The organism is Maribellus maritimus (assembly GCF_022267315.1).
Classification (GTDB): Bacteria; Bacteroidota; Bacteroidia; order Bacteroidales; family Prolixibacteraceae; genus Draconibacterium; species Draconibacterium maritimum.
The window spans coordinates 1-15,477 of the sequence record NZ_JAIKLE010000028.1 but is presented as its reverse complement, the minus strand read 5'-3'; the positions used below and the strand labels follow the sequence as shown (position 1 = coordinate 15,477).

Here is a 15,477-nt window from a genome sequence, read left to right as displayed (position 1 = left end):
TTGATAGAAGGAAGTTGAGCAGGAGTGAAGTTAAGTGAGGTTAAGAATAGTAACAAAGTAATCATAACCAAAGTACTCGGGCATGGTTCATTCCGGAAACGTATTTCGGAAATGGGTTTTATTAAGGGGAAAGAGGTTAAGGTCATTAAAAATGCTCCTTTTAACGGCCCTATTGAGTTTAAGATTCTGAATTACAATGTCTCTCTACGAAAATCAGAGGCAGATCTGATAGAAGTAGTTCCTTCCGATAAATTTGTTGAAAGCCTGAATGGAAGTTACGAAGGCGTAATTGATCGAAAAATCGATCAGATCAACCAGTCGGAGCGGACAAAAACTATCAATATTGCGCTAGTGGGAAACCCAAACTGTGGTAAAACCACCCTTTTTAATTTTATTTCGGGCTCAAAGGAAAGAGTAGGAAACTACTCAGGCGTTACAGTAGATATTAAAAAAGCCACTTTTAAAACCAAAGGTTATACTTTCAATTTTTACGATTTACCCGGGACATACAGTCTAACAGCTTATTCAAAAGAGGAAATTTTTGTTCGTAAGTTTATCTATGAGCAAACTCCGGATCTGGTAATTAATGTGCTGGATGCAACCAATCTGGAAAGAAATCTTTTTCTCACTACACAGCTTATCGATATGGATTTACGTATCGTTGCTGCGTTAAATATGTTTGACGAGCTGGAAAAGAAAAAACTTTATTTCAATCGTGACGGGATGTCCAGACTTCTCGGAATGCCTTTTATACCAACCATCAGTTCAAAAGGAATTGGTTTGGACAATTTGATTGAAAAAGTGATAGAGGTCTTTGAAGGAAGGGAAAAATCAACACGGCATATTCACATTAATTATGGCAAAGATTTGGAGGAATCAATTAAACTGGTCCGCCAAAAAATTAAAGAGAACAAACCCATTACAGATAAAATTTCTTCCCGGTTTCTTGCTATCAAACTGCTGGAAAAAGATCAACACGTTCTTGAATTACTTGCTGATTATAAAAATTTTGACGAAATAAAAGCGGTTACAAATCGCGAAATAAAGAAGATTGAAGGATTGGTGAATGAAGACAGTGAAACCGTAATTACCGATGCCAAATACGGTTTTATTACAGGGGCGCTTAAAGAGACATTTAAAGATCCCAACCAGTCAAAAAAAACACGCTCTGAAAAGATTGACAATATTTTAACCCAGAAATACCTCGGTTTTCCGTTGTTTACCGCCATTTTGTTTTTGATGTTTTATACTACCTTCAAACTGGGAGCTTATCCAATGAATTGGATAGACATTGGCGTTGCAGCATTGGGAAATTTTGTCAACAATATCATGCCGGAAGGAATGTTAAGAGACTTGCTGGTAAACGGCATCATAAGTGGTGCCGGAAGCGTTTTGGTTTTTCTTCCCAACATCCTTATTCTGTTTTTCTTTATTTCGCTGCTGGAAGGAACGGGCTACATGGCTCGTGCAGCTTTTATTATGGACAAAATCATGCACCGCTTTGGACTTCACGGGAGATCGTTTATTCCTTTAATTATGGGATTTGGATGTAATGTTCCTGCAATTCTCGCAACCCGGACAATGCGCAACCGTGGTGATAGAATATTAACCATGCTTATCATTCCGTTTATGTCATGTAGCGCAAGGCTTCCGGTATATATTCTTATCATATCAGCATTTTTTGATAAATACCATACGCTTTACCTCGTTGGAATCTACATTGCCGGAATTATATTTGCTTTTTTAACTGCCCAAATTCTGAATAAAACCGTTTTTAAAAACAAGGAAACTCCTTTTGTTATGGAACTTCCGACATACCGTTTACCTACTTTCAGAAACATTATTTACCAGATGTGGGATAAAACCCAACACTATCTTAAAAAGATAGGAACGATTATTCTTGTCGGAGTGGTTATAATCTGGGCTTTGGAATATTTCCCGCGTCATACAAAACAAGCGGCACAATATGAGAAGCAATTGGAAGAGGTTCAACGCAATGATAATCTCAACGGTGAATTTAAAAAGAAGCAAACAGCAACATTGGAGCAGCAAATTGAATCCGAGAGATTAATGAACTCCTATTTGGGAAGATTGGGCAGAATTGTTGAACCCGTAATGAGGCCGCTTGGTTTTGACTGGAAAATGAGTATTAGCCTTCTTGCCGGACTACCGGCAAAAGAAATTATTGTAAGTACAATGGGAGTACTCTACCAAACAAACAGTGACGAGAGTACAGTTAATCTGCAAAAAAAGTTAAAGGATGAAACCTATAAAAGCGGAAAAAGACAGGGACAAAAAGTTTTTACGCAACCCACAGCCCTGGCATTTCTGATTTTTATTCTCATTTATTTCCCATGTATTGGGGTAGTTGCAACCATAAAGAATGAATCAGGTTCCTGGAAGTGGGCTGCATTTACTATTTTTTATACCACTGCACTTGCGTGGACAGCTGCGTTTGTTGTATTTAATATAGCTCAACTTATTTTTTAGATTGTCATGGTGCAGGAGCTTATAACTTATATGATCATCGGTGCTGCAATTGCGGTGGCAGCAATGAAAACGATTAAAAAATTCGGAAAAAAAAGAGCGAAAGAGAAACACGCAAAAAATTGTAACACATCTAAAGCAGCTCACAATTGTTCAGATTGTTCTGCCGAATGCATGCTGAGAAATGCTGTTAACCCATTGCCGGAGAGAAAAAACGAAAAAAACCTTTGCCAAAAAATTGAAATTAAATCAAAGTAGTTTCAAATTCCTTATTGTTTCTATAGAATCTTCAGCATTAAAAACAAAACTACCCGCAACCAAAACGTTAGCACCTGCCTCAAAAAGCTTTTTCCCGGTTTCGTAATTTACTCCGCCATCTACCTCTATTAGACAATTCGGGTTAAATCTTTCCGTTAACTCTTTTAACTGGGTCACTTTCTTATAGGTATTCTCTATAAATTTCTGGCCGCCAAAACCCGGATTTACAGACATCAGCAAAACCATGTCCAGTTCTGCAATAATATCTTCCAAAAGCGATACCGGTGTATGCGGATTTAAACACACACTAGCCTTTACATTCTGCTCCTTTATCGACTGTACAGTTCGGTGCAGATGGGGACACGCCTCGTAATGAACTGTTAAATAGGAAGCTCCCGCCTTTGCAAAGGGTACAATAAACTTGTCCGGGTTTACAATCATCAGATGCACGTCGAGCGGTTTTTTCGCTATTTTATTGACATCTTTGATAACCGGAATACCAAATGAAATATTAGGTACAAATACACCATCCATTACATCAAAATGAATAAAATCAGCTTCACTTTGATTGATGGTTTGAATAGCTTCTCCCAAACGATTAAAATTAGCGGAAAGGATAGAAGGTGCGATCAAACGTTTCATTCACAAAAATTATTTTCCCAGGTATGATTTTAACAACCTGTTTCTGTATTGATTTTTTAGTTTTTTTATTGCTTTTTCTTTTATCTGTCTTACTCTCTCACGGGTCAAACCAAACTCATCGCCTATTTCTTCAAGCGTATGTGCCTGGTAACCGTTCAAGCCAAAATAGAACCTTAGAATTTCTGCCTCCCTGTCGCCCAAAGTTGAAAGCGAACGTTCTATTTCCTTCCGGAGTGAACTGTCTATTAAACTGTTATCCGGACTCGGAGAGTCGTCGTTTAACATTACATCATACATATTGTTGGCTTCCTCTTCGCGAATAGGAGCATCCATAGACACATGCACACTTGAGAAATTCATTGAATCCTCTATCATCTCAGGTTTTGCTTCCATAATCTCGGCAACTTCTTCAACTGTTGGTTCCCGTTGAAACTCTTGTTCAAGTTTATTAAAAGCTTTATTAATTTTGTTGATAGAGCCAATCTTATTTAACGGAAGCCGGACGATTCTTGCCTGTTCGGCAAGTGCCTGCAAAATTGATTGCCGAATCCACCAAACAGCATACGATATGAACTTAAACCCACGAGTTTCATCAAATCTCTCGGCTGCTTTTATTAAACCAAGATTTCCTTCGTTTATCAGGTCAGGTAAACTTAGTCCCTGATTTTGATACTGTTTTGAGACAGAAACCACAAAACGAAGATTTGCTTTGATTAAGGTTTCCAGAGCCTGTCTGTCCCCTTTTTTTATTCGTTTGGCTAGTTCAACCTCCTTTTCGGCAGACAACAATTCAACTTTACCAATTTCATGAAGATATTTATCCAAAGACAAAGTATCACGATTGGTAACTTGTTTTGTAATTTTTAGTTGTCTCATAATTTAATGGTTAGTAAAAATACTTTCGGGTTGAATTTATCAATCCTTTTTATTCCCACAAAAATAACATTTAAAATCTAGTAAACTATACGTAGAAATACCCGATCAGTTAACAAATAAAACGGATTTGTTTAGAATAAGTTTAAAAAAATTAGAAATTTCTATTATTAAGCAGAAATTTCTTAAAATCTGAATATTTTTTGTCTAAAATAATTACTTTTCGTAATCCTTTCATAAATACTGCTAATTTATCCGGAAGCGTAACATTTCCCGTTCCTACAATTTGCTCTATTGTTTCCGTAAACTTCGCAGGGTGAGCTGTTTCCAGGAAAATGCCTGTTTGATTCCCTTGTAAATAATCGTCAAGCGACTGAAAACCACATGCGCCGTGTGGATCACATAAGTAACCATATTTTTCGTACACTTGTTTAACTATTCCCCTGATTTGGTCGTCAGAATATCTAAAACCTACAATTTTTTCCGCAATTGTTCTATACGAATGATTATACAAATCCAAAATGCGGGCAAAGTTACTTGGTGCGCCCACATCCATGGCATTGGCAATTGTTTCTACGGAAGAACGCGGGTTGTATTCACCTGTTTTCAAATATTGATAAACAATATCGTTCTCATTATTTGCAGCAATAAATTGTTTTACGGGTAATCCCATTTCCTGTGCAAACAGCCCGGCTGTTAAATTGCCAAAATTCCCACTGGGAACCGAAACGACCAGTTCTTTTGCTTCAAGTGCACCAACTTCTTTTAAACGGGCGTATGCATTAAAATAGTAAAAAGCCTGAGGGAGGAAACGGGCTACATTTATTGAATTGGCCGATGTTAAAACAAGTTTCGTGTTTAACTCCTCATCTAAAAATGCTGTTTTTACCAGGTGCTGACAATCATCAAAAGTCCCGTCAATTTCCAGAGCTGTAATATTTTTTCCGAGCGTAGTAAACTGCGATTCCTGAATTTTACTCACCTTACCTTTAGGATACAGCACATATACATGAATACCTTCAACCCCTAAAAAGCCATTGGCAACCGCGCTTCCGGTATCGCCTGACGTAGCCACCAATACATTGACCTGCTTTTCTTTTTCTCCCCCCAAAAAGTGGTTTAATAAACGAGCCATAAAACGGGCACCTACATCTTTAAACGCCAGTGTAGGACCATGAAAAAGTTCGAGTGAGTAAATATTCTCCTTAATCTTAACCAGTGGACAATCAAACTGTAAGGTATCAAAAACAATTTCTTTCAGTTTGGCTTCTTCAATATCTTCTCCAAAAAACTTTTTTGCCACCTCAAAAGCAATTTCCTGAAAAGACAGTTTATGGATAGAGTTAAAAAATGAAGGTTCAAATTTTTCAATCCGCTCCGGCATAAAAAGTCCGTTATCGGCTGCAAGTCCTTTTACTACAGCTTCTTTTAACGAAACCGGCGGTGTATTTTTATTGGTACTGTAATATTGCATTTTTATTTCACTTCGTTGGCGATGACAAAAATAACAAGCCTGTTTTCAGTTTCAATCTATACGGAGTCTCAACAACAAAGATTAAAGTATTAATAACAAAAACATGACTTTTATCAGAAAACCACAAGTAACTATACCCGGATATTTAAAAATGTTCGAATAAATTCATCACCTTTTAATAACCCGATCGAACCGTTCTTCACATCAAATTCATCATATACCTCAGTTCTGTCGGGTTGAATTCCTTTTTTATAAATGATAAACGGAACGGCATCGCGAGTGTGCGTTCTTAATGCACACGGTGTTGGATGATCAGGCAAGATAGCCACAGCAACCTCGTCACCCATTTTCTCTATTTCCCCGAGTATATATTTCACAACCCGTGTATCAAGGTATTCAATTGTTTTTGTCTTTAATTCAACGTCACCTTCATGTCCGGCTTCATCACTTGCTTCAATATGAAGGTAAACCAAATCGTTTTCTTTTAACGCGTCAACAGCGGCTTTTGCTTTCCCTTCGTAGTTGGTATCATACAAACCAGTTGCACCTTCTACATGAATCACTTTCATCCCTGCATAAACACCAATTCCCTGGATTAAATCAACAGCCGAAATAACTGCCGTTTTTTCAAGTCCAAACATTTCCTTTAGAGTTGGCATGGCCGGTTTATAACCGGGCGACCAGGGCCATATACTGTTTGCGGATTCCTTACCAACTTGTTTCCTTTTTATATTTATGGGATGTTCCGCAAGTAATTTTTGTGATTTTAAAATCAAATTATTTAATAGATCGGCCGTTTCTTCTGCCTTAGCAGATTTTGCTTTGACTGCTACTTCAAGAAAAGCAGTACCGGGCACATCGTGCGGTGGAGTACATTGCAAATCTTTTTTCCCGTTTTTTATCACCAGCAAATGACGATAGGAAACACCCGAGTAAAACCGAACATTGTCACTTCCCAGCTTTTCATTTAAAAATGAAATCAACTCAGAGGCTTCTTCAGAAGAAATATGACCTGCCGAATGATTTTTTATTTTTTCGTGTTCAACAGTAATCAGATTACAGCGCAATCCTAAATCTTCGGGGCCAAGTTCGATCCCCATACTTGCTGCTTCGAGCACTCCCCTGCCCTCAAAAACTTTTTCCACATCGTAACCTAAAACCGCCATATTTGCCACCTCGCTTCCCGGATGCATGGAATCGGGTACCGTAATGAACTGTCCGGCCTGGCCATTTTTAGCTAACCAGTCGATATGAGGCTTGTTTGCCATTTGGAGCGGAGTTTTTCCGCCATAATTTTCAAGAGGTTCGTCCGACATTCCGTCGCCAAGAATTATAATGTACTTCATAATTTCAGTTTAATCGAAAATTCCAGTTCCGAAATTTAAATATTTGACACTTTTATTAAATCGGCAAATACCCCGGCTGCAGTTACTGAAGCGCCGGCTCCATATCCTTTTATCAGCATCGGAAACTCCTGATACCGTTCCGTAGTGTACATCACCAGATTATTGCTTCCTTCCAGATCGTAAAAAGGATGAGTGGAACTTACTTCCTGCAATTCCACTTCTGCCAACCCATTTTCGTATTTCGCCACAAAGCGCCATTTTTTATTTTCTTTTTCCAAAACTTTCCGTTTCACCTCAAAATCAGCATCCAAATCCTTTATCTTTTCCCAGAAATTTTCCAGCGAGCCTTCAAAAAAGGAGTCTGGCACAAAACGTTTGATATTAATATCTTCCATTTCTACAGCATAACCTGATTCGCGTGCGAGAATTAAGATTTTGCGTGCCACATCAACACCACTCAAATCAATGCGCGGGTCAGGCTCTGAATACCCCTCTTCCTTTGCTCTTTTTATGGTTTCACTCAAAGGCACTTTTTCTGAAATAGTGTTAAAAATATAATTCAGAGTTCCAGATAATACCGCCTCAATCTTCAAAATTTTATCTCCTGAATTTACCAGGTCGTTTAAAGTATTTATAATGGGCAAACCGGCTCCCACATTGGTTTCAAATAAAAACTTAACACCTTTTTGTTTTGCCAGTTTTTTTAATTCAGAATAATTTGAAAATGAAGACGAGGCCGCCACTTTGTTTGCCGCCACAATGGAAATATTCGAATGAAGAATATCTTTGTAAATATCTGCCACCTTATCTGAAGCAGTGCAATCCACAAACACAGAATTATAAATATTCATTTTTCTCATTTCATCGACAAAACCAGTCAAATCCGACTTCTTTTCTGAATTATCAAGGCTTTCTTTAAATGTTGAAATTTCAATTCCGTCGCGGTCGAAAACCATTGTTTTTGAATTGGCAACACCGGTAAGTTTTAATTTCAGATGTTTCTCCTCCAACAATTTTTTCTGCTGCATTTGTAACTGCTGCAACAGATTTCCGCCAACGGTTCCAATTCCCATCAGAAAAACATTTAATTCCACATTTTCGGAAAGGAAAAATGATTCATGAACCACATTTAGTGTTTTCCGAAGTTCCCGGCTTTCAACCACCCAGGAAATATTTAATTCTGAAGCACCCTGAGCTATGGCAATTACATTCACCCCGTTTTTTCCGATGGTAGAAAACAATTTCCCGGCAATACCGGTGGTATGTTTCATATTTTCACCTACAATGGCCACAATTGAAAGCTCACTTTCGGCATAAATTTTACTGATTTGTCCCGAAGCTATTTCTTTTTCAAACTCTTCCCGAATAGCAATTTCGGCTGCATCAAGCGCATGTTCATCGATAGCAACACTGATTGAATTCTCGGAAGAAGCCTGTGAGATTAAAATGACATTAACGTTTACGCTGGCCAGTGCTGTAAACAAACGCATGGAAATACCGGTTACCCCCACCATTCCGATCCCCTGAAGGGTTAAAAGCGTAATTCCCGAAATGGATGAAATCCCTTTAATAGGTCTTTCCTTTCCGTTTTCGGCTGTTTGAATGATTCTTGTCCCTTCACTTTCCGGCTTAAACGTATTTTTAATCTGAATCGGGATTCCTTTTTGATACACCGGCAAAATAGTTGGAGGGTAAATTACTTTCGCTCCAAAATGCGAAAGTTCCATTGCCTCGGAATAGGTCAGTTTTGGGATGGTGTATGCTTTCCTGATAACACGTGGATCGGCTGTCATAAAACCATCCACATCAGTCCAAATCTCCAACGAGCTTACATCAAGAGCTGCGGCAATTATCGAAGCGGTATAATCTGAACCACCTCGTCCTAATGTCGTAAATTCACTTTTACTGTTTTTTGAAATAAAACCGGGAACTACTGCAACGCCTGAAAAGTTTGCAAAAGTTTTTTGAATGTTCTGATTTGTAATTTTAAAATCGACGGCTGCTCGTCCAAAATTACTGTCGGTTTGTATAAATTCCGACGAGTCCTTCCGAACCGCCCCCGGAATGTATTGCGCGACAATATGCGACGAAATTCGTTCTCCGATTCCGGCAATCCGATCCAGTGTCTTAACGGTAAGCTCTCCCACCAGGGTAATCCCGGTTAAAATCTGTTCCAATTCATCCAGCAATTCATCAACAATGTATTTTATTGAGCCGGTCCCGTTAAAAAGTGTTTCAATGGCATCGTAATGCGCTTTTTTTATTTCCGTCAGTTCCGCATGAAAGTTTTGCGTTCCCGTAGAAGCTTGCCTGGCGGCATTCAAAATTTTATCTGTAATCCCACCCAAGGCAGAAACTACGACAACTACATCCTCATCCTGTTTGAGAACAATCTCCTTTACCCGTTTTATATTTTCGGCTGAACCGACTGAGGTTCCGCCAAACTTCAAAACTTTCATACTTTTATAAAATTGGTTATAAAAAAACTGGATGAAACGACAGAAGCCGCTCATCCAGTACATTCTGTCTTATTTAAATACGTTTTATTCGCTTGTAATTTTTCCCGTAATCGTCTCCATTATTTTTGTTTCGAGTTCCTGTGCCAACTCCGGATTATCAAGAATCAGGTTACGCACGGTTTCTCTTCCCTGTCCTAATTTGGTTTCGCCATAACTAAACCACGAACCACTTTTTTTAATGATGTTAAACTGGACTCCCAAATCGATAATCTCACCCGATTTTGAAATTCCTTCACCATACAAAATATCAAATTCCGCTTTACGGAATGGCGGAGCAACTTTGTTCTTCACCACTTTCACACGAACATTATTTCCCTGAACCTCATCACCATCTTTTATCTGTCCAATCCGGCGGATATCCAAACGAACCGAAGCATAAAACTTAAGTGCATTTCCTCCGGTTGTGGTTTCAGGGTTACCAAACATCACCCCTATTTTTTCCCTTAACTGATTGATAAAAATGCAGCAGGTTTTGGTTTTATTGATGTTTGCAGTAAGCTTACGCAGAGCCTGAGACATTAAACGAGCCTGTAATCCCATTTTTGAATCGCCCATTTCTCCCTCCAATTCAGCTTTTGGAGTAAGCGCTGCAACCGAGTCGATCACTACAATATCCAAAGCTCCTGAACGAATAAGATTATCGGCAATTTCCAGGGCCTGCTCTCCACTATCGGGTTGTGAAATCAATAATTCATCAATATCAACTCCCAGTTTTTTTGCATAATACGGGTCAAAGGCGTGTTCGGCATCAATAATGGCGGCAATTCCCCCTGCTTTTTGCGCTTCAGCAATAGCATGAATGGCCAGGGTTGTTTTACCCGAAGATTCAGGTCCGTAAATTTCGATTACCCTTCCTTTGGGGTAACCTCCAATTCCAAGCGCAACATCCAAAGCAATGGATCCCGATGGAATGGCCGGAACATCTTCAACTGCGCGATCCCCCATACGCATGATGGAACCTTTACCATAGCTTTTTTCAATTTTATCCATCGTAAGCTGAATTGCTTTCAGCTTTTCTTTATTCATTTGGTTTTTTTCTTCTTTTGTCATGTTTAGTTTTGGTTAAATTTTTAAAGCTTTTTCTATTTGGTTGGTATGGTCCTTTGTTTTTACCTTTTCAAAAATTTCAGTGATTACTTCATTTTCATCGATAACAAATGTGGTTCGTAAAACTCCCATGTATTTTTTACCATACATACTTTTCTCTCCCCACGCTCCATAGGCCTGCAAAATCTCCTTTTCCGTATCGGCAATCAAATTAAATTTCAAGCCGTATTTATCGGCAAATTTCACGTGCGACTGCACACTGTCGGGGCTCACTCCTATCACTTCAAAGCCTTTGTTTAACCATGAATTGTAATTCTCATTCAAATTACAGGATTCCGCTGTACATCCGGGCGTATTGTCTTTTGGATAAAAATAAAGAATCAGTTTCTTTCCTGAAAAATCGCTTAAACCAATCTCTTCCCCATTCTGGTTTACTCCTTTAAACTCAGGAGCTTTATCTCCAACTTTTAAATGTGTCATAAAAAATCTGTTTTTTCAGTTGTACAAATATACGTTTTATAATGATAAAAATCAGGTAAAACACCACTTCATTCCCCTCAAGAAAATCCGTATTTATTTAATGCTTCGGTCAAAATTTGTACCTTTACATTCTATTAAAACCGGAACCTTAGGGGGATTGTCAATGGCAAAAAAGATATTTTTTCTAACAATATTTTTGGGCGTTTTGTTTTCCATTTCAACGGGTAGTTTTGGAAGTAATCAGGATGACAAATCATCAAAGGCACTTGAACTGTTTGATAATAAAAAATATGCAGAGGCCGAGCCTTTGTTTAAAACACTGATTGAAGAAAAACCGGAATCACTGGAGTTATACTATTACTATGGTGCCTGCAGAACCGAAAACCAAAACTATTCTGAATATGATCTTATTCAATTATTAAATACTGATCCGGCAGAAGCTCCCCTCAAAATTAATTATTACCTCGGCATACAATACCAGGCACAAGAAAACTGGGAGCAGGCACTAAAAAACTTTAATAAGTTCAGAATGAATGCCAATCCGGAAGAACTGGAAGCGCTGAATGTGGCAAGCAAAATTCAACAATGCTATAATCAGGAAAATCCATACAGGGAACTGGTTAAAAAAGTTACCGAAAGCTCACTTGCACAAAGCTATGCCGATGCAACCGAAACAGACACTTCAACCACTGCGGCAGAGCCTTCTCCTCTTCCTGATTCATCAAATACAGTTTTTGCAGAAGAAAATAAAGAAGTTGCTGCGGGCACTCCTGCCAGGCCAGACGCAATTCCTGTTGAGTTTATCGTAAACAGCCGGATTACTTATTATAACACCAGCCATTTTCAAACGGAAGATGGCAGGGCTTTTTTTAATGAAAGCCATCAAAAACAACAACGTCTGGATTCGATTTTAACCAAAACTGACGAGTTAAGGGAACAATATCTCCAGGCAAACAGTGCCGTTTTAAAAGATGCTTTAGGCAAAAAGATAGTTACACTGGAAACAGAGTCCTACCCATTGCAACAGGAAATTACAAATCTGCTTTTGCAAGCCCAAAAAAGAGAACTGGAATATTGGAATAAGGCTTCGGAAAATGAAATTGAAACGTTTGTTGAAAAAGTTAAGAACGAAAAAAAATATCACGAAACGGAAACACCAGAAGCGCCTGAAACAATTATGGAAGCTGACACTTCCTTCATAAATCCGGAAATATTTCTCTCGGAAGAAAAAAACGATATTTTACTGGAAGAACCGGAACAAAAAGACGAGTTGATATACCGTATTCAAATTGGCGCCTATAGCAGAGGCCTTCCGACTTATGTTGAACGACTCTATAAAAAACTTGCTGTTCTTCGTAAAATTGATAACTACACCGACGACCGCGGTGTTGTTGTCTATACTACCGGAAAGCTTACTAATCTGGAAGATGCGGTTAAAATGCAGAAACAAGTTCGACAGGAAGGTGTAGAAGATGCATTTGTTGTGCCGTATTTTAACGGAAAAAGAATAACTTTGGAAGAGGCAAAAAAAATTGAAAGCGAATTATGACATCAGAGCAGACCAAAAAACGACCTGCAGATGATTTCAAAGAAAAAGTTTCTGAAGAAAACATTCTGATTTTACACAACGACGACGAACATTCGTTTGATTATGTAATTAATGCGCTCGTTGATATTTGTAAACACGAATATGAGCAGGCTACACAGTGCACTATTATTACGCATTACAAGGGAAAATGTGATGTTAAAAAGGGAAAATTCAATGTACTGAAAATCATGAAAGATGCCTTAATTGAACGGGAATTAAACGCTACTATTGACTAACGAACTGCCATGACTGTTTTTGCAATTATACTTTTGATTTTACTTGGGCTTTTGCTCCTGCTTATCGAATTTGCGGTAATTCCGGGGGTTACCATCGCCGGAATTGGAGGTTTTCTTCTTTTGGGAGCCAGCGTCTATATTGCTTTTTCTGAATATGGAACCGGGCCGGGCTTTCTTACCTTAACCGTTGTATTGATTGCTGCTCCCGCCATGATTTATTACTTTTTTAAATCAAAATCGGGAAAAAAAATGATTCTTGAGTCCAACATAATCGGAAAAGTAGAGACGATAAACACAGAAAAAATAAAAGTTGGCGATGTTGGTAAATCAATTGGCAGACTGGCCCCTTCAGGAAAAGTAAAAGTGAACGGTGAGGTTGTTGAAGCCCAGTCAACAGGTAGTTTTGTCGATCATAACAGAGAAATAAAAGTATTAAAAATATTGACCAATAAAATTATTGTAGAACCTGTAAAAAAAGAATAGTATGGTTGAATCAGTCGGTACGTGGGGACTAATAATTGGAGTTATTGTCCTGTTATTTATCGTTCTTTATTTTATTCCAATCGGGCTCTGGTTTTCAGCGCTGGTTTCCGGTGTACGAATCTCGCTGTTACAACTCTTTCTCATGCGCTTCCGAAAAGTCCCGCCGGGGATCATCGTTCGTGCATTAATTGAAGGAACAAAAGCTGACGTTCATTTGAGTCGGGATGCCTTGGAGGCACATTATCTTGCGGGAGGGCATGTAGCCAATGTGGTGCATGCACTGGTGTCGGCATCAAAGGCAAATATTGATCTGCCTTTTAACATGGCTACTGCTATTGATTTGGCCGGTCGCGATGTATTTGAAGCAGTGCAAATGTCGGTAAACCCAAAAGTTATAAACACTCCTCCGGTTACAGCGGTTGCCAAAGATGGTATTCAGTTGATCGCAAAAGCAAGGGTAACGGTCCGCGCTTCCATTAAACAACTGGTGGGTGGAGCCGGAGAAGAAACCGTTCTTGCCCGTGTAGGGGAAGGAATTGTTTCATCAATCGGTTCGTCACATTCACATAAAGCTGTATTGGAAAATCCTGATTTTATTTCCCGGGTGGTTTTGGAAAAAGGACTTGACGCGGGCACAGCATTTGAAATCCTTTCTATTGATATTGCGGATATCGACATTGGTAAAAATATTGGGGCGGTATTACAAATCGACCAGGCCGATGCCGATAAAAACATAGCACAGGCCAAAGCGGAGGAACGCAGGGCTATGGCTATCGCTCTTGAACAGGAAATGAAAGCCAAAGCACAGGAAGCACGGGCAAAAGTAATTGAAGCCGAAGTACAGGTGCCGCTGGCAATCGCCGAAGCATTTAACAAAGGTAATCTGGGTGTGATGGACTATATGAAATACAAAAACATTATGGCCGACACATCAATGAGAGATTCCATTGCAGGAGAAGAAAGCAAAAAGGGAGAATAAATAAATGAAAGTCGCCGGCGAACTTGATGTCAGGCGATGACTTTTTTTGGGAAAACAGGGGTCAATCGACTTAACGTTGATTGACCCCTGTTTTAAGTTTAACATTGACTTAAGATATGCTGCAAAACATACTTTTTAATATTTAGTTAACCTACAAATGTGTTTTATAGCATACATTTGTAGCAGAGTTTTAGTTCATAAGTTTAGGTTTGATTAGTTTTATTGGTTTAGTTAGTTGAAAAGGATAGGTGTTGACCTGTCCTTTTTCTTTTTACCCGCTCATGAGGGCACAGCAACTATTCTCCCTGAATTGTTCTCCTCAACAAAAGCAAACCTCCACGAACCTCTTATAGATTTAGTCGAATTAACATAGATTTTACATATGTTGTAGAGCATGTTTTTTAACATTCAGTTAACCTACTTCAATGTTTTTCAACATATATTTGTAGCAGAGTTTTAGTTCATAAGTTTAGGTTTGATTAGTTTTATTGGTTTAGTTAGGTTGAAAAGGATGGGGTATTGACTCATCCTTTTTCCTTTTTACTCTCTCCCATTTTTATACCTCATAACATCATTGTCAAAAAACCCAAATACAAAATGTCAAAAAATAACACACTCCAACAACACATACATAGACTACATCTATAAATCATAGATTTTAGAAAAATAAACAATGTGTTTTTTAACATTCAGATAACACAAAAATATGTTTTTCGATATATATTTGTAGCAGAGTTTTAGTTCATAAGTTTAGGTTTGATTAGTTTTATTGGTTTAGTTAGGTTGAAAAGGATAAGTATTGACTTATCCTTTTTCTTTTTTATAAAAATCACATCTCAATTCTGAATCCCCTCCCAAAATCATTTAAATCATTTTGTCGCAAAAAGGAATACTTTCACAGCATTTTCATAGATCTAATCTAATATTGATAGATTTTAGAAAAACAAATAATGTGTTTTTTTAACATTCAGATAACACAAAAATATGTTTTTCGACATATATTTGTAGCAGAGTTTTAGTTCATAAGTTTAGGTTTGATTAGTTTTATTGGTTTAGTTAGGTTGA

At 38.3% G+C, this 15,477-nt stretch carries 13 protein-coding genes; 6 read left to right on the top strand and 7 right to left on the bottom strand.

The window, feature by feature from the left end; all coding sequences use genetic code 11:
* Positions 1-24 precede the first annotated feature (24 nt).
* The gene (gene feoB / locus K5G00_RS20920; RefSeq protein WP_238768191.1) at positions 25-2,490 is read left to right on the top strand and encodes a ferrous iron transport protein B; all 2,466 of its coding nucleotides are present in this window, start codon (positions 25-27) and stop codon (positions 2,488-2,490) included.
* A gap of 6 nt (positions 2,491-2,496) precedes the next feature.
* Positions 2,497-2,745: a hypothetical protein gene (locus tag K5G00_RS20915; protein WP_238768190.1), complete on the top strand. Its 249-nt coding sequence runs from the start codon at positions 2,497-2,499 to the stop codon at positions 2,743-2,745.
* Here K5G00_RS20915 and rpe read toward each other — a convergent pair.
* The 7 genes from rpe to bcp form a co-directional block, all read right to left on the bottom strand.
* Positions 2,737-3,387, bottom strand: a complete 651-nt coding sequence (gene rpe, locus K5G00_RS20910; RefSeq protein WP_238768189.1) for a ribulose-phosphate 3-epimerase — start codon at positions 3,385-3,387, stop codon at positions 2,737-2,739. The genes K5G00_RS20915 and rpe overlap by 9 nt on opposite strands.
* A 9-nt stretch (positions 3,388-3,396) precedes the next feature.
* Complete coding sequence (locus K5G00_RS20905; protein ID WP_238768188.1) at positions 3,397-4,263, bottom strand: sigma-70 family RNA polymerase sigma factor; 867 nt, start codon at positions 4,261-4,263, stop codon at positions 3,397-3,399.
* Positions 4,264-4,414: 151 nt separating this feature from the next.
* Complete coding sequence (thrC, locus tag K5G00_RS20900; RefSeq protein ID WP_238768187.1) at positions 4,415-5,734, bottom strand: threonine synthase; 1,320 nt, start codon at positions 5,732-5,734, stop codon at positions 4,415-4,417.
* Between the two features lie 131 nt (positions 5,735-5,865).
* Positions 5,866-7,080, bottom strand: coding sequence for a cofactor-independent phosphoglycerate mutase (locus K5G00_RS20895; RefSeq protein ID WP_238768186.1), 1,215 nt, complete (start codon positions 7,078-7,080; stop codon positions 5,866-5,868).
* Positions 7,081-7,115: 35 nt separating this feature from the next.
* Positions 7,116-9,539 (bottom strand): bifunctional aspartate kinase/homoserine dehydrogenase I, encoded by a 2,424-nt coding sequence (gene thrA, locus K5G00_RS20890; protein WP_238768185.1) that lies wholly within the window; start codon positions 9,537-9,539, stop codon positions 7,116-7,118.
* Between the two features lie 84 nt (positions 9,540-9,623).
* Entirely contained in the window at positions 9,624-10,649 is a 1,026-nt protein-coding gene (gene recA, locus K5G00_RS20885; protein WP_158869499.1) for a recombinase RecA, read from the bottom strand.
* 12 nt (positions 10,650-10,661) lie between these two features.
* Positions 10,662-11,126 carry a thioredoxin-dependent thiol peroxidase gene (gene bcp, locus K5G00_RS20880; RefSeq protein ID WP_238768184.1) on the bottom strand — a complete coding sequence of 155 codons (465 nt, stop codon included), beginning with the start codon at positions 11,124-11,126 and terminating at the stop codon, positions 10,662-10,664.
* Positions 11,127-11,226: 100 nt separating this feature from the next.
* Here bcp and K5G00_RS20875 point away from each other — a divergent pair, with 100 nt between their 5' ends.
* The 4 genes from K5G00_RS20875 to floA are packed head-to-tail and all read left to right on the top strand — an operon-like array spanning position 11,227 to position 14,412.
* Entirely contained in the window at positions 11,227-12,675 is a 1,449-nt protein-coding gene (locus K5G00_RS20875) for a tetratricopeptide repeat protein (protein ID WP_238768183.1), read from the top strand.
* Positions 12,672-12,950 (top strand): ATP-dependent Clp protease adaptor ClpS, encoded by a 279-nt coding sequence (locus K5G00_RS20870; RefSeq protein WP_238768182.1) that lies wholly within the window; start codon positions 12,672-12,674, stop codon positions 12,948-12,950. Before K5G00_RS20875 ends, K5G00_RS20870 begins: the two co-directional genes overlap by 4 nt.
* 9 nt (positions 12,951-12,959) lie before the next feature.
* Positions 12,960-13,433: an NfeD family protein gene (locus tag K5G00_RS20865; protein ID WP_238768181.1), complete on the top strand. Its 474-nt coding sequence runs from the start codon at positions 12,960-12,962 to the stop codon at positions 13,431-13,433.
* 1 nt (position 13,434) lies between these two features.
* Positions 13,435-14,412: a flotillin-like protein FloA gene (floA, locus tag K5G00_RS20860; protein WP_238768180.1), complete on the top strand. Its 978-nt coding sequence runs from the start codon at positions 13,435-13,437 to the stop codon at positions 14,410-14,412.
* Positions 14,413-15,477: the final 1,065 nt, after the last annotated feature.

Excerpts from the sequence above, each read along its gene's own strand:
- K5G00_RS20915 (WP_238768190.1), top strand. The coding sequence starts at position 2,497 with ATGGTGCAGGAGCTTATAACTTATATGATCATCGGTGCTGCAATTGCG.
- rpe (WP_238768189.1), bottom strand. The coding sequence starts at position 3,387 with ATGAAACGTTTGATCGCACCTTCTATCCTTTCCGCTAATTTTAATCGT.
- K5G00_RS20905 (WP_238768188.1), bottom strand. The coding sequence starts at position 4,263 with ATGAGACAACTAAAAATTACAAAACAAGTTACCAATCGTGATACTTTG.
- thrC (WP_238768187.1), bottom strand. The coding sequence starts at position 5,734 with ATGCAATATTACAGTACCAATAAAAATACACCGCCGGTTTCGTTAAAA.
- K5G00_RS20895 (WP_238768186.1), bottom strand. The coding sequence starts at position 7,080 with ATGAAGTACATTATAATTCTTGGCGACGGAATGTCGGACGAACCTCTT.
- thrA (WP_238768185.1), bottom strand. The coding sequence starts at position 9,539 with ATGAAAGTTTTGAAGTTTGGCGGAACCTCAGTCGGTTCAGCCGAAAAT.
- recA (WP_158869499.1), bottom strand. The coding sequence starts at position 10,649 with ATGACAAAAGAAGAAAAAAACCAAATGAATAAAGAAAAGCTGAAAGCA.
- bcp (WP_238768184.1), bottom strand. The coding sequence starts at position 11,126 with ATGACACATTTAAAAGTTGGAGATAAAGCTCCTGAGTTTAAAGGAGTA.
- K5G00_RS20875 (WP_238768183.1), top strand. The coding sequence starts at position 11,227 with ATGCTTCGGTCAAAATTTGTACCTTTACATTCTATTAAAACCGGAACC.
- K5G00_RS20870 (WP_238768182.1), top strand. The coding sequence starts at position 12,672 with ATGACATCAGAGCAGACCAAAAAACGACCTGCAGATGATTTCAAAGAA.
- K5G00_RS20865 (WP_238768181.1), top strand. The coding sequence starts at position 12,960 with ATGACTGTTTTTGCAATTATACTTTTGATTTTACTTGGGCTTTTGCTC.
- floA (WP_238768180.1), top strand. The coding sequence starts at position 13,435 with ATGGTTGAATCAGTCGGTACGTGGGGACTAATAATTGGAGTTATTGTC.